This window comes from Marinobacter sp. V34 (assembly GCF_055524115.1).
Genome location: NZ_JBUPZY010000007.1, coordinates 24,621 through 39,001 on the forward strand (window position 1 = coordinate 24,621; position 14,381 = coordinate 39,001).

12 protein-coding genes are annotated in these 14,381 nt (G+C 53.7%); 3 read left to right on the forward strand and 9 right to left on the reverse strand.

Annotated features, from left to right (window positions below):
* Nucleotides 1-25: 25 nt before the first annotated feature.
* From AC0B60_RS12575 to AC0B60_RS12610, 8 genes are all read right to left on the reverse strand, one after another.
* Complete coding sequence (locus tag AC0B60_RS12575; protein WP_465086167.1) at nt 26-1,492, reverse strand: mannitol dehydrogenase family protein; 1,467 nt, start codon at nt 1,490-1,492, stop codon at nt 26-28.
* Nucleotides 1,493-1,498: 6 nt separating this feature from the next.
* Entirely contained in the window at nt 1,499-2,602 is a 1,104-nt protein-coding gene (locus AC0B60_RS12580; RefSeq protein WP_465086168.1) for an ABC transporter ATP-binding protein, read from the reverse strand.
* A 12-nt stretch (nt 2,603-2,614) separates the two neighbouring features.
* On the reverse strand, nt 2,615-3,448 hold the full coding sequence (locus AC0B60_RS12585; protein ID WP_007152224.1) for a carbohydrate ABC transporter permease: 834 nt from the start codon (nt 3,446-3,448) through the stop codon (nt 2,615-2,617).
* A 17-nt stretch (nt 3,449-3,465) separates the two neighbouring features.
* Entirely contained in the window at nt 3,466-4,413 is a 948-nt protein-coding gene (locus AC0B60_RS12590) for a carbohydrate ABC transporter permease (protein ID WP_465086169.1), read from the reverse strand.
* Between the two features lie 83 nt (nt 4,414-4,496).
* Nucleotides 4,497-5,789, reverse strand: a complete 1,293-nt coding sequence (locus tag AC0B60_RS12595) for an ABC transporter substrate-binding protein (protein ID WP_465086366.1) — start codon at nt 5,787-5,789, stop codon at nt 4,497-4,499.
* Nucleotides 5,790-6,178: 389 nt separating this feature from the next.
* On the reverse strand, nt 6,179-7,075 hold the full coding sequence (locus AC0B60_RS12600) for an AraC family transcriptional regulator (RefSeq protein ID WP_465086170.1): 897 nt from the start codon (nt 7,073-7,075) through the stop codon (nt 6,179-6,181).
* An 84-nt stretch (nt 7,076-7,159) separates the two neighbouring features.
* Entirely contained in the window at nt 7,160-7,849 is a 690-nt protein-coding gene (locus tag AC0B60_RS12605) for a glutathione binding-like protein (protein ID WP_465086171.1), read from the reverse strand.
* 2 nt (nt 7,850-7,851) lie between these two features.
* Nucleotides 7,852-8,532: a glutathione S-transferase family protein gene (locus AC0B60_RS12610; RefSeq protein ID WP_465086172.1), complete on the reverse strand. Its 681-nt coding sequence runs from the start codon at nt 8,530-8,532 to the stop codon at nt 7,852-7,854.
* Nucleotides 8,533-8,772: 240 nt separating this feature from the next.
* Between AC0B60_RS12610 and AC0B60_RS12615 the strand changes: the two genes are divergently transcribed.
* Nucleotides 8,773-10,080, forward strand: a complete 1,308-nt coding sequence (locus AC0B60_RS12615; RefSeq protein ID WP_465086173.1) for an ATP-grasp domain-containing protein — start codon at nt 8,773-8,775, stop codon at nt 10,078-10,080.
* An 82-nt stretch (nt 10,081-10,162) separates the two neighbouring features.
* Here AC0B60_RS12615 and AC0B60_RS12620 read toward each other — a convergent pair whose 3' ends face one another.
* Nucleotides 10,163-11,611, reverse strand: coding sequence for a malate:quinone oxidoreductase (locus AC0B60_RS12620; protein WP_465086174.1), 1,449 nt, complete (start codon nt 11,609-11,611; stop codon nt 10,163-10,165).
* A 230-nt stretch (nt 11,612-11,841) separates the two neighbouring features.
* Here AC0B60_RS12620 and AC0B60_RS12625 point away from each other — a divergent pair, with 230 nt between their 5' ends.
* Nucleotides 11,842-13,104, forward strand: a complete 1,263-nt coding sequence (locus AC0B60_RS12625) for an MFS transporter (protein WP_465086175.1) — start codon at nt 11,842-11,844, stop codon at nt 13,102-13,104.
* Between the two features lie 293 nt (nt 13,105-13,397).
* Nucleotides 13,398-14,363, forward strand: coding sequence for an ABC transporter substrate-binding protein (locus tag AC0B60_RS12630; protein ID WP_465086176.1), 966 nt, complete (start codon nt 13,398-13,400; stop codon nt 14,361-14,363).
* The last annotated feature ends 18 nt before the right edge of the window (nt 14,364-14,381 follow it).

Here is a 14,381-nt window from a genome sequence, read left to right on the forward strand (position 1 = left end):
TCTGTGCTCCCTAATGTTCGTCAGGTCAGGTCTCGCTGAGGGCAGCAAAAACCCCCTTTGTTTCCAGCTTGTCGAGTGCCCTATCAAAGGCCTCTTCAAAGTCGCTGGAGCTGGCGAGCGTGGTCCCGAAAAGGTCTGCCATCCCCAGAACTTCCGGGGTCAGGTTGGCTCTGTCTTCAACGGCCGCCTGCAGCCGGGGGGCCATGGGATCATTGATCTCGTGCGGTTGTCCCTGCTCATCTTTGCCACGGAGGTAGAGCGCCCAGCTGGCAATAATCATGGCAACACGAGACAGAGGTCGTCCTTCGTTTACCAGCGTTTGCACCGTCGGCACCAAGAACTTCGGTATCTTGCTGGAGCCGTCCATGCACAGCCGGGCCAACTCGTCGCCCATTTGAGGATTGGAGAAGCGTTCGATCAGGGTCTTCTTGTAGGCGGCCACATCAATGCCGGAGATCTCACCCAGTATCGGTGTCACGTCTTCATCCATGAAACTGCGAATAAAACGGCTGAATCGCTCGTCCGCCATGACGTCGTGGGTATATCGGTAACCGGAAAGATACCCGAGGTAGGCCATAGCTGAATGGCTGGCATTCAGCAGGCGGATTTTCATGCGCTCATAAGGGGCGACATCGTCCGTGAACTGAACACCCACCGCTTCCCATTCCGGACGACCATTACAGAAATCATCCTCCAATACCCACTGGTAAAAAGGCTCACAGATAACCGGCCAGCCATCTTCCAGGTCATAGTTCTCTTTCAGCCACTGGCGATGTCTGTCGTTGGTTCCCGGTGTGATGCGGTCGACCATGCTGCTAGGGAAGCTCACCTTCATGCTGATCCAGTCTGCAAGCTCTGCATCCCTCAGGCGAGCAAAGGCCAACAAGGCGCCACGGGCAACCTGGCCGTTGTCCGGCAGGTTGTCACATGACAGGACGGTGAATGGCGGCAGGTCGCGTTCACGTCGGCGGCGTAGGGCTTCGGTCAGATAGCCAAAGACCGTGCGCGGTTGTTGAGGGTTTTCCAGGTCGTGAAGAACGTCCGGATGGTTTTCATTGAACCTCCCGGTGTTGTCATCTACGTTGTAGCCGCCTTCGGTAATCGTCAGTGAGACGATCTTCACTTCGGAAGCTGCCATTTTCTCGATGACAGCATCCTGCTCCTCAGGCGCGAACAAGAAATCCGTTATGGAGCCAATCACACTGAGGGTGTTGGTGCGGTCGGCGCCGAGCTCGATCAAGGTGTAGAGGTGGTCCTGCGCAGACAATACCTGATGCATGGCCCGATCACCTTCACGCAGCCCAACACCACAAATCGACCAGTCCGGGCTGCCACCTGCCTGCAACAGTTGGTGGGTATAGACCGCTTCATGGGCACGGTGGAATCCGCCAACACCAATATGAACGATGCCTTGTCTAAGGTTACTCCGTTCATAAGCTGGCACGGACACCTCTGGACTCAGTTGGTCCAATGTTGAGTTATTCAGTTTCATAAGATGTCACGCTGCCAATCGGCTGGGTTTCTGAACGGCATTGCCTTGCTCGTCGAACAAGTGGCACTCATCCACATGCAGGCGTAAACCGATGCGATCACCATAGTTACAGGCAAAGTTGCCGGGCATGCGGACAGTCAACGTCTCCTGGCTATCTGCCTTTACATAGCAATAGGTATCGCTACCCAGGCTTTCGGCGATATCCATGTAGCCCGTTAGTGAACTCTCACTGGGTTCAACAACATCAATGTTTTCCGGTCGAACGCCAACGGTGACAGCACTGCCCTGACGCAGTTGTTCGCTGGCTGCGGGCAATGTCACAGAAGTACCGGAGGTCAGTTCAACCGTAACGCTTGAATGATCAAGCGCGGTTACGGTGCCCGGCAGGAAGCTCATCTTGGGCATCCCGAGGAAACCTGCGACAAATCGGTTAGCCGGATTACGGTACAGGTCCAGGGGGGTGCCCACCTGCTCAATCCGGCCCTTGTTTAGTACGACCACCTTATCCGCCAGAGTCATGGCCTCCACCTGGTCATGGGTGACGTAGATCATGGTCGCGTTCAAGTCATGGTGAAGTCTTGCCAGCTCCAACCTCATCTGTACTCTCAGCGCAGCGTCCAGGTTCGAGAGCGGCTCATCGAACAGGAACACTTTGGGCTGGCGCACAATGGCACGACCAATGGCCACCCGCTGGCGCTGGCCACCGGACAGCTCTTTGGGTTTGCGTTCCAGCAGCGGGTCCAGCTCCAGAATTCGGGCCGCTTCGGCTACCTTGTTACGGATAACCTCTTTGTTCTCTTTCGCGAGTTCCAGCGCAAACGACATGTTTTTGCGCACCGACATATGGGGATACAGGGCGTAGCTCTGGAACACCATTGCCAGATCCCGTTTGGCCGGGGCCAGATCGGTGATCTCTTTCGTATCCAGCAGGATGTGGCCGCCGGTCACATCTTCCAGGCCGGCGATGGAACGCAACAGGGTCGACTTGCCACAACCCGATGGTCCGACAAACACCACAAATTCATTGTCTTTAATCTCAAGATTGATGCCTTTGAGAATTTCTGTGTCCCCGAAGGATTTCTTGAGGTTCTTTATTGTTAAGTTAGCCATGGGAGATCTCCGTTATTTGACGGCGCCAAAGGACAAGCCGCGAACCAGCTGTTTCTGGCTGATCCAGCCAAAGATAAGAATGGGGGCACAGGCCAGGGTCGATACGGCTGACAACTTGGCCCAGAACAAGCCTTCAGGGCTTGAATAAGATGCGATCAGGGCCGTCAACGGGGCCGCTTCCGACGCCGTGAGGTTGAGCGACCAGAACGCCTCGTTCCAACTCAGAATCAGTGACAGCAGCACCGTTGCCGCCAGACCGCCCTTGCTCATGGGCAGCAGCACCCGCCAGATCTCCTGGAACAGCGTGGAGCCGTCCATACGAGCTGCTTCAAGCACCTCTTTGGGAATCTCTTTGAAGTAGGTGTAGGCCATCCAGATCATGATCGGCAGATTGATCAGCGTGTAGATGATCACCAGTCCGGTTTTGGTATCGAGCAAACCCGTGTCTTTGAAGATCAGGTAAATCGGCACCAGCACGCCAACCGGCGGCAGCATTTTGGTGGATAGCATCCACAGCAGTGTCCCTTTGGTACGCTTGGTCTCGAAAAAGGCCATGGAATAGGCAGCGGGTACGGCGAGCATCATTCCGATGATCGTGGAGCCGAAAGACACCACCACCGAATTCCAGGCAAAGTGCAGATAGTCACTGCGTTCGTTAACCAGCGTGTAATTCTCGAGGGTCGGCGAGAAGAACAATTGTGGCGGTGTGGCAAAGGCATCAATTTCTGTCTTGAAGCTGGTCAGCAGCATCCAGAAAATCGGGAAGAAAATGGCCAGGGCCACACCCCACGCCAACACCCCCATAAGCAGGGTGTTAAGGCTACGTCGTTGTTTCAGGCTAAGCATGTTGTAACCTCCGGGAATCATTGTTTTTCTGTCAGGCTTTTGCCGATCAGCCGCACCAGGAAGAAGGCGGCAATATTGGCCAGCACGACGGCAATCAGGCCACCGGCTGAGGCCAGTCCAACATCGAACTGCAGCAACGCCTGGCTGTAGATGAGGTACGCAAGGTTGGTGGTCTCATAACCCGGGCCACCGCCCGTGGTCGTGAAGATCTCCGCAAAGATCGACAGCAGGAAGATGGTTTCGATCATCACCACCACCGCGATCGGACGAGCAAGGTGCGGCAGGGTGAGATGGAAGAACAGAGCCCAGGGACCGGCGCCGTCGAGGCGTGCCGCTTCCTGTTGTTCCTGATCCAGCGACTGCAATGCGGTCATCAATATCAGGATGGCGAACGGCAGCCACTGCCATGACACGATCATGATGATCGAGAACAACGGAAACTCAGAAAACCAATCGATCGGCGTGGCGCCGAAGAACTTCCAGATCGCTGCAAATACGCCGGATACCGGATGCAGCAGCAGGTTTTTCCAGATCAGCGCGTTCACGGTCGGCATAATAAAGAACGGCGATATCAGGAGTATGCGGACGATGCCCCGCCCCCAGAATGCCTGGTTAACAAGCAGCGAAATCAGTACACCCAGAACCACTGTAATTAACAGCACGGCACCGACCAGCAGCAGGGTGTTGCTCATTCCCGCCATAAAACCGAAATCGGTGACAAAGAACTGGAAGTTTTCCAGCCCCACAAATTCGTTATCGCCTGGGTACAGCAGGTTATAGCGAATCACTGAAAAGTAGATGGTCATGGACAGCGGGATCACCATCCACAGTGCCAGGAGGAGCACCGACGGCGACACCATAAAACGATTGATGCGGGATGTCTTTCTTTTACCTCCCTGGCGGCTGTCCTGTTTGGGTTCCGCGGCGGAGCTCGCGGAACCTGCATTCAGAGTGGTTGTCTTCATATCGGTTCTCCGGTGACCTCCACGCAGGCTCCGCCGAAGCGGACCCTGCATAAGGTCATTGTTGTTTCGTCTTGGCCGGGTATTCAGTTGGAGTAATAGCGGGCGCGAGTCATCTCACGAAGGGTGATCGACTGTGCCGCTTTCAGGGCATGATCAACCGACATCGACCCTGCCAGGGCGCCCGAGATCAGCTTGCCGACCTGGGTTGCGATCGACTGAAATTCAGGGATGGCCGCAAACTGAACGCCCACATAGGGGGAAGGATTCAACGTGGAATCGTTGGGGTCGGCGTTGCCGATTGCTTCCAGGGTTCGGGTCGCGAACGGAGCAGCTTCCAGGTATTCAGCGTTGTCGTAGGTGGAGGTGCGTGTGCCGGGCGGCACGTTGGCAATACCATAGGTTTCCTCAACCAACTGGCTGTAAGCCCGCGAGGTTGCCCAGGTGATAAAGGTCTTGGCCGCTTCCTTGGCATCTGAGCTCACCGGAACGGCGAGGGCCCAGGACCATAACCATCCCGAACCTTTTGACGTTACCTGTTCTGGCGCCAAGGCAAAGCCGACGTGTTCCGCTACCCTGCTTTGAGACTCATCGGTAAGAAAGGATCCGGCGACAGTCGCGTCGACCCACATGGCACATTTGCCACTGTTGAACAGCGCCAGGTTTTCGTTAAACCCATTGGATGAGGCGCCCGGAGGTCCGTAGTTCCCGAGAAGGTCGACGTAGAAACTGACGGCGTTGCCCCACTCTTCGCCAGTGAATTCAGGCTTCCAGTTTTCATCAAACCAGCGTGCGCCAAAGGCGTTAGCCATGGTGGTAACCAGCGCCATATTTTCACCCCACCCTGCCTTACCGCGCAGGCAGATACCGTACTGCTCTTCTTGCGGCTTATGGAGCTGCTCAGCAAAGGACTTCATCTGGTCCCAGGAAGGTTGATCAGGCATGCTCAGCCCATTGGCTTCGAAAAGGTCCTTGCGATAGAAGGTCATCGAACTTTCGGCGTAGAACGGCAATGCGTACAAGGTGCCGTCGGAGGATAGGCCGCCGAGAACTGATGGAAAAATATCGGCCAGATCGTAATCCGAAGGCAGATCCTCCATCGGGGTCAGCCACCCCTTCTCTCCCCAGATCGGTGCCTCGTACATTCCAATCGTCATCACATCGAATTGACCGCCGTCCGTCGCAATATCGGTAGTCAGACGCTGGCGCAGGACATTCTCTTCAAGCACTACCCAATTCAGATCGATGTTTGGATGAAGCTTTTCGAATTCATCGGAAAGGCCCTGCATGCGAACCATGTCGCCATTGTTCACAGTGCCAATGGTTACTTTGGTGGCAGCCATTGCGGAGGATGCGACAGCAGTCATGCCAACCGCCATAACAGCGGACAGATATCGTTTGTTGTTCATGTTCCAACCTCTGTTTGTTTTTGGAGTAGGTCGTTTGGAATGTCCGGATTGTCCGGAGCATTCCTGGTACCTTGATCTGACGGATCACCTCTCGTCAGGAAAGCGAATCAATGGTGCTATTACACGCTTTATGTCAGAACTGAACAAATACATACCCTGTCACTTTTCTGTACTTTTTTGTCGTCACCATTAGGAGAGCCTCCCCCGCCTATTTAGCTCAATGAGGCTAAGAACGCAGGCTGTGTGGGCAATTGGCGGTAAGCTCAGGTTGAGTGGACCCCGTAAAGGTCACCAGAAAGTATCACTTTGAGAGAAAAAGAGGATATGCAGAGAGAGGGATAAAACAGATGATGTAATGATTACCGTTGATACAGTGCGTCCATGGAGGTTCTGCGGTATTCAGACGGCGTCATGCCCTTCACATCGAAAAACCGGCGATTGAAATTAGCGATGTTGTTGAAGCCAACCTGAAAGCAGATCTCGGTAATCGGATCATCAGTATGTGCCAGGCGTTCGCAGGCTTTGTTGACCCGAAGGGTATTAACAAATTCAATGAATCGATGGCCGGTGGCCTTCTTGAAGAACTTGGAAAAATAGGTTGGGCTCATGCTCACATGCGCAGCAACATCTCCCAGGGAAATACTTGACCGATAGTGCTCGAAAATATGGTTCAACGCCTGATTCAGTCGGTTGAGGATCTTTTCATCGGTAATCGGAAGGTAAGTCGACGACGACAGCACGCGATAGTCATCCATCGCCGCCAGGATCTCAACCATTGCCCAGAAGCGGGTCAAGCGTCGAAAGCCGTTCGAAGTGGCGACTTCTTCAAACAATCCTATCGCTTTTTCAATTCCCTCGCGATTCCGGAACTCAATGCCGTATTGAGCACGCAGCCAGAACGGAGCCAGGGCGCGCGTTTCAGGAAACACCGATTCAGAAGCGGTGATCAAATCAGGGGAAAAATTGATGACACGGTCACGAAGCGCAACACGCTCGCCCTTCTCTAGCTGGCTGATCCAGTTGTGAGGAAGATTGGGCCCTACGAGAATTAGGCTGTTGGGAGCAAAATTACCAATATAGTCACCCACGAAAACCTTTCCTGAGGTCTCGGTAATCAGATGGAGTTCATACTCCTCATGATAGTGCCAGCGCACAAGTGGGCTCGGGTAACCGTGATCCAGATATCGGATCGACTCGTCACCCCGCTGATCTACCCACTCGAACTCTGGTTGGATACGTTGCTTCTCAGCGCCCATTGCGTTGTCTTCGCCTTTCTCCCAATGCGTAGAACCAGTGTAACCAATAAGTCAGTAGGTGGGGAGACCAGCCGCCCTTGGATTCTATCGATTGGCCGTCTGACCAAACAGCAGACTCTTACCCTCCTCCGTCACGGCTGGCCGACTGGACCACGGGGCTCCCTTTTCATAAGCTCTGATGACCGCCGGTCGCGCCTGCATGGCATTGAACCATCGCTTCAGATTCGGGAAATCATCAAGGTTCTGCTGCTGAGTCTCATGTGGCACAACCCACGGATAGGTCGCCATGTCGGCAATGGAGTAGTCACCTGCAACCCAGTCGCGTCCTTCCAACTGTTTGTCGAGTACGCCATAAAGCCGATTGGTCTCATTCACGTAACGTTGAATAGCATAAGGAATTTTTTCCGGCGCGTACTTTACGAAATGGTGGTTCTGTCCCGCCATTGGGCCAAGCCCACCCATCTGCCACATCAGCCACTGTATGACGTTGATACGGGCTTGAGGATCCGCGGGCAGAAAGCGGCCTGTTTTTTCTGCCAGGTACAACAGAATGGCTCCCGACTCAAAAACAGAAAACGGCCCTTCGCCGGTGGCCGGCGCGTGATCAACGATCGCCGGCATCCGGTTATTGGGTGAAATCGCCAGAAATGAAGGCTTGAATTGATCCCCAGCACTGATATCCACCGGGTGGATATCATATTCAAGCCCCGCTTCTTCAAGAAAGATCGTGATCTTGTGGCCATTGGGGGTTGGCCAGTAGTGAAGATCAATCATTGTCACGCCTGCTCGGGGTAGTTTTGCGGGAAAAGGGCTCGGCGTGCCGCGTCATCCATTTCGGTTTGAAATGGAATGTCCTTGCCGACGGCTCTTGCACGCTCGACAGCCGGGCGACCGTTGATGCGGTCAAACCAGCGCTTAAGGTTCGGGAAGCCGGCCAGTTCAGCATCTCCGAGTACTACCCCGGCTTTGTCGACCCAGCCCCAGGCAGCGATGTCCGCAATACTGAATTCTTCGCCCACCAAATACGTGCGGTCCGCCAGGTGCGTATCAAGAACCTCATAGTGACGCTGCGCTTCACGCTGATAGCGGTTGGCGGCATAAGGAATCTTTTCCGGCGCTGCATTTCGGAAATGCACTGACTGACCGGAATACGGCCCCAGGCCGGAAGCAACAAACAGCATCCAGGACAGCAGTTCAGCCCGGTTCTCAGGCGCTCCACCCAACTTCCCGCTCTTCTCCGAGAGATAAAGCAAAATCGCATTAGAGTCGAATACCCGTACACCATCATCCTCGATCGCGGGGGTTTTACCGTTCGGGTTAATGGCGCGGTATTCAGGCGTGTGCTGCTCGCCCTTGAGGGTATCGACAGGGACTAACTCATAAGGTGTGCCAGTTTCTTCAAGATAAAGGGCCACCTTTATCGGGTTGGGTCTGGGGTGGAAATAGAATTTGATCATTATGGGCCTCCTGCGGTCTTTGTTTGATACCTACACTTTAGGCATTCTTGAGCGGTCATTCAATATTATTTGTCGGTTAAACGTTTGTATGTCAGAACGGGATATTCCGGGGCGTTCTTTTCATTTTCGGATGATAGCGACTATGTTGATAAGGAGGATTTACTTACTCACGACACTTGCCTGTCAATAATTTCAACTACTTACATTAAGTTCTCGGGCAAGTTGCAAGGAGAACGACACATGTCGACAACACAAGAAGCGCCCTTGGCAGATCAAGTGGCCGCCTGGCTCGATCCAGAAATGGACTCTGTCAAAGGGACGGAGACCCCAAAGGATCCGAACAAAGGCTATATCGCCCTGCTTGGCTGGAGCATCAATGCCATTAAAGCAGCGCAAAAATTCGACCGCCGCTACATTGTTGTGGCTCCGGAATGGGCCGCGGATTTCTGTACTGCAAACAAGATTCCATACATTCCATGGGATTTTATTCGCCTGAACGATCGATCCCTTGAAATTGCGCAAAAACTGAAAGCGGAAGGTGTTGATGTTGCCATACCGCTATTTGAAGAAACTGTCGAGTGGTCCGGCGCGATCAATTCTGTGCTCCTGAACAACCCACGTATGTTTGGGCAATCCATTCTTTTCCGCGACAAGGCGCTGATGAAACGTCGCGCTCAGCTTGGCGGCATCCGTGTCGGGATCTTTGAAGAGGCACACGAGAAAGAAGACATCGTCCGCTTCATGAAACGCGTCAACCAGACGCTGCTGAAGCTCGATGGTGACCCGGACGACCCGATTCACGTCAAGGCATTCGACAAGGCCGGCTGTCTCGGTCACCGGATGATCCGCACGCTTGAGGAAATTGACAACATTCCAGCGGAAGAATATCCGTTGCTGATGGAAAGCCACCTCAGCGGCTGGGAGTTTGCCGTTGAGGCCTGGATCCACGATGGCAAAATCAAGTTCCTGAATATCTCTGAATATGTGACGCTCGGCTATTCCGTTTTCGTTCCGGCGACAGAGCAGCTCGAAAGCTGGCGTAATGCGATCACCAAGCAGATTGAGTTGCTGATTAAAACATTCGATATCCAGTTTGGCTTGATTCACCCCGAGTACTTTGTCACAGCAGATGGCGAGATGTATTTTGGGGAGGTCGCCTATCGCCCACCGGGTTTCAAGGCCTTTGAGCTCATCGAGCGTGCGTATGGATTCAATGCTTACCAGGCCTCGATGCTGGTGTTCGATCCCAAAAGCACGAAAGAGGAAGTGGAAGCGTTCTTCCCACGCGAGGTAGTTGGTGCCAAGGGCTATGCCGGTTGCTTCGGGGTTTATCCTCGACGCCGTGTGGTTAGCAAGCTGGAAATGCCTCCAGAGTGTGTCGACCACCCTTATTTCGAGTCACATGAACTCGTCGCGCCGACAGAAGAAACCGTTCCTGACAGGTCGGCTTTCGGTACTCACTGGGGCCTGGTCTTCTTCTTTGGCGATGACCCCATCAAGATGCGGGACCTGTTGAAAGCTCAGGAGGACTTGGACTTCTACGTCTAGGGCAGCCGCCGCCATTCGGAGGCTACTCATCTGACGTTCCATGATTCTGGTCCGTAATTCCGGAATCATGGAACGCCTTTCTTCAAACTATCCCCAACTGTCTATTAACCGCATCACGAATCTCCCGATAACGTTCAGGATTGGTGGCCAGGGTATTCAGATCATCCTCAGGAAAAATCTCCTTCTTCACTTTTCTGGCTTCTTCTTTGGTAAAAATAGCCGGTAGAAGTTGTTCCAGGCACCGCAACATAACCTCGGGTGAAACCGATGCCCCCGGCGATGCTCCCAGTAACGTTCCGTACGTTTTGTCCTTGGACACGAGAATTTCCGTACCCATCTGAAGATCGCCGTCCTTGATAATCTGAACTCGCTGGCCAGCGTGAACCGGTTTCCAATCAAACTTTTTGCTCAGGCCGGGCGCAAAGCTCTCAAGTTCCTCGAACATGCTCTTCTCGCCCTTGAAGGTTTCGGAAACCAGATATTTAACCAACGGGAAGTGCTCGAGGGTGACATTCAGCAAACCAGGGATATCATGCAGGCGCATTGCCCGGAGGTAGTCAAAGAGCCCACGGCCTTTTTCAAGAATGGGCTTAAAGGAAGCGAAAGGGCCGAACAGCAGGTAGTGCTGGCCATCCGCCACTCGCAAATCCAAATGCGGCACCGACATGGGAGGCGCGCCCACTTTTGCTTTGCCATAGGTTTTTGCCCGGTAACGATCGGCTTGCTCTGCGCTGATCGGGGCCTGCAGGAAACGGCCGCCAACTGGAAAGCCTGTAAACCGTTTCGCAAATGGCAGATGGCTTTTCTTCAGGATCGGGAATGCTCCCCCACCCGCACCGACAAACAGTGCATCAGCCTTATAACGAGCGTGGGCTCCGTGACGCTCGGTTTCAATAAGCCAACTGCCCGCGGGGCTCTTGTGCACGCGTTTGACATGGGTGCCGTACTCAATCTTCACACCGAGGTCTTGGGCAGCGTATTCAGCCATTTGTTGGGTCAGAGTACCAAAGTTTACGTCCGTGCCTGTTTCTATGACGGTCGCCGCCATTTTTTCATGGCGAGGGCGCTCCTCCATCAAATAAGGAATCCAGTTCTTAATTTCGTCGAATTCTTCTGAGAAACGCATGTTCTCAAAGAAATGATGAGCAGACATTTCCTTGAATCGCAGTCGCAATTCGTCGATTGAGGATTCAGACACGATGGTGCAGTGCTTGGTCTGGTTGATGAACGTCTTGGGGTCTTTAATAGCGCCTTTTTTGACCAGGTGAGCCCAAAATTGCTTGGCCACATTGAACTGGGCATGGATCTTCAAGGCTTTTTCGACGGAGATAACCTCCTCATCCACCGGCGTGTAGTTCAGCTCGCAGTTCGCCTCGTGTCCCGTGCCGGCGTTGTTGAACACCCACGAATTACCGGCCCCAGCGCTATCCAAACGCTCCAGGATAGTGATATTCAACTCAGGAGCCAGCTCTTTTGCCAGCGTGGCAAACGTGGTTCCCATAACCCCAGCGCCGATAATAATTACGTCCATAGAGTCTATCCACCCGCTTTAGTTTTCTGAAATCCATAGATAACGTTATATTGCCCGAAGGTACCACGCTTCCAGCGAACACTGAAAACCTGCCACACTCCTTTGTACTTCATCCGGTTTTTACTTCATCTGACGCCGAGAGTTTTACGCCACACGATGACTGGTGCATCAGTATACTGTGCCAAACAGTCAGTCTACACTGACGGCCGCGACGGATATGGAGCCAATGTATGACGTCTGGACAATTTGAGGGGGTTACTCCCATCCCTTCACGACTTTTGCGCTGGCTTGGCCCCGTTGCGACAATCGCCCTTGCTCAACTGTTCGGAACATCGCTGTGGTTCAGCGCCAACAGCGCCACGGATACCCTGATGACCAGTTGGCAGATCAGTGCCGCTGATATCGGCTGGCTGACCAACGCAGTTCAGGGCGGCTTTATCCTGGGCACACTGATCATGGCTTTGGGAGGCCTTGCAGAACGGTATCGTGCGAGCCATATCTTCGTGGTCAGTGCGGCCTGCGGTGCGTTGTTTAACGCCTGCTTCGCCTGGTTTTCGGAGGGGCTGGCCAGTGGCATTGTGTTCCGCTTCATGGTCGGCCTGAGTTTGGCGGGCATCTACCCCGTGGGCATGAAGCTGATTGTCAGTTGGGCTCCAGAGCGGACAGGACAGGCCCTCGCCCAGCTTGTCGCAATGCTGACACTTGGCACCGCACTGCCCCATGCATTGCGAGAAGCCGGTGCGGACCTTCCCTGGCAGTACGTTATCCTGGCGTCATCGATGCTTGCGCTGCTTGGCGCTCTCCTTATCCATCTGCTTGGGGACGGCCCTCATCTCCCCGGTGCAGGTCAGACGAAGCATGCGTCGCGCACACCCTCCGAGCGGCCGCCAACGGTCTTTGACGCTTTCAAGGTCAATCGAGTTCGTGCCGCAGCCCTGGGTTATTTCGGGCACATGTGGGAGCTTTACGCCTTCTGGACGGTGGTGCCGCTGCTTGTAGCCAATACGGCGCTGATCAGTGAGTATTCGGCGATCGGATTATCGGGCATGGCGTTCAGTATTATTGGCATCGGAGCTTTGGGGTGTCTTGCAGGAGGATTTCTGTCACGTCGTATTGGAAGCGCAAAGGTCGCGCTCGGTGCGCTGGCATCCTCCTGCGTTTGCGCCGTGGTGTTTGCCCTTTTCTGGCGTGACTTACCCGCCATGTGGTTAGGAATTCTTCTACTTGCCTGGGGCGCCACCGTAATTGCGGACTCTCCCCAGTTTTCTGCCCTGGCCGCTCAGGCTTGCCCGAAGGAAGTGGTCGGTGCCGCACTGGCTATCCAGAACTCCATTGGCTTTGCGATTTCCGTAATATCGATTGCCGCGACGACTGCGCTGTTCGATCATATCGGTCTGGACGCCGCCTGGCTGCTGGTTCCGGGCCCTGTCGTCGGGTTACTGGGGTTTGTCTGGGCGTCCCGGCGAGCCGCTAGCTCAGAAGCCGACGCCTGAAACCCGAAGATCGCCACAACCCAGTCCGCCAAAGTCCAGATATCAGGACACGCCTGTCCGGATAACAAGACATTACTACCCCTCATCCTGGATATTGTGTCCCTAAAACCAGACAGTCGGCGCCGACGAGTCCAACGCAAGCCTCTTGGAATCACAAATAAGCCATATAAAACAATAATTTAAATATTTGGCACGATTCCTGTTTGGTGCAGTGGTATAACGAAAAAAATAACGCGTTTTCAACAAGAAAGAGCGGATGCAGACTTCACTCGGACAATAATAAGGAACGCCCAATGCGTACGCTTCTCCTGGCTCTTCTGCTGGTAAGTCCTCTTTGTTTCAGCAAAACCGTAGTGATCATCGAAAGCTATCATCAAGGCTACAAATGGGATGCCGATTACATCGCCGCTGTCCAGTCAGTGCTGGGCGATGACCACGATATTCGCGTGCTTGCCCTCGACACCAAACGATTACCGAAAACAGAATGGCCCCAAAAAGTGGCCAGCCTCCAGCAATCCATTGCTGAAATTCAGCCTGACATTGCCATTCTGGGAGATGACAACGCATTCTCTCTGATGGCCGACCATTTGGTTGAGCGGAAGATTCCGGTTGTATTCCTGGGCGTCAATGGCGGTCCAATACAGCACCCTACCCTGGAACACGAGCTGGTCGCCGGCTTACTGGAACGGCCATTTTTTGAGAAGAGCATCCGTCATCTTCAGAAGGTATTGAAAGTGGATAAACACTTTCTGGTACTAATGGACGACTCGCCCACGATGCAGAACGCAGTCAACGAATACTTCGGCGACAAGAGAAGTGCCGAAATATATGGCTCCAAACTGGACATCATCCTTACCAACGACAAAGATACCTGGTTGAAGTCAGTTGTTCAGGCCCATGAACTATACGATGCAATCATCGTTGGCACCCACCACACCATCCGGGACGCAGAGGGTACCTACATAGCACCGGACGAACTCATTACCACGGCATTTAATCAAAGCCGGGTTCCCATCTTTTCCTTCTGGGATATTAACATCGGCAAGCAGCAAGCGATTGGCGGCTTCACCATTTCGGCTCACCAGGAAGGCATTACAGCTGCCCGCTTGGCGTCCCTCATCCTGAATGGCGTCAAGCCCGACCGCATCCCGAAAATGAATTCCCTGAGCGGGCACTACATCTATAGCCAAAGCGGCATGGCTCACTGGAACCTGAAGCTTTCCCCCATGATTGCGACTCAAGCAAATTTCGTTGAATAGACTGGTTATTTGGCTCCA

Excerpts from the sequence above, each read along its gene's own strand:
- AC0B60_RS12575 (WP_465086167.1), bottom strand. The coding sequence starts at position 1,492 with ATGAAACTGAATAACTCAACATTGGACCAACTGAGTCCAGAGGTGTCC.
- AC0B60_RS12580 (WP_465086168.1), bottom strand. The coding sequence starts at position 2,602 with ATGGCTAACTTAACAATAAAGAACCTCAAGAAATCCTTCGGGGACACA.
- AC0B60_RS12585 (WP_007152224.1), bottom strand. The coding sequence starts at position 3,448 with ATGCTTAGCCTGAAACAACGACGTAGCCTTAACACCCTGCTTATGGGG.
- AC0B60_RS12590 (WP_465086169.1), bottom strand. The coding sequence starts at position 4,413 with ATGAAGACAACCACTCTGAATGCAGGTTCCGCGAGCTCCGCCGCGGAA.
- AC0B60_RS12595 (WP_465086366.1), bottom strand. The coding sequence starts at position 5,789 with ATGGCGGTTGGCATGACTGCTGTCGCATCCTCCGCAATGGCTGCCACC.
- AC0B60_RS12600 (WP_465086170.1), bottom strand. The coding sequence starts at position 7,075 with ATGGGCGCTGAGAAGCAACGTATCCAACCAGAGTTCGAGTGGGTAGAT.
- AC0B60_RS12605 (WP_465086171.1), bottom strand. The coding sequence starts at position 7,849 with ATGATTGATCTTCACTACTGGCCAACCCCCAATGGCCACAAGATCACG.
- AC0B60_RS12610 (WP_465086172.1), bottom strand. The coding sequence starts at position 8,532 with ATGATCAAATTCTATTTCCACCCCAGACCCAACCCGATAAAGGTGGCC.
- AC0B60_RS12615 (WP_465086173.1), top strand. The coding sequence starts at position 8,773 with ATGTCGACAACACAAGAAGCGCCCTTGGCAGATCAAGTGGCCGCCTGG.
- AC0B60_RS12620 (WP_465086174.1), bottom strand. The coding sequence starts at position 11,611 with ATGGACGTAATTATTATCGGCGCTGGGGTTATGGGAACCACGTTTGCC.
- AC0B60_RS12625 (WP_465086175.1), top strand. The coding sequence starts at position 11,842 with ATGACGTCTGGACAATTTGAGGGGGTTACTCCCATCCCTTCACGACTT.
- AC0B60_RS12630 (WP_465086176.1), top strand. The coding sequence starts at position 13,398 with ATGCGTACGCTTCTCCTGGCTCTTCTGCTGGTAAGTCCTCTTTGTTTC.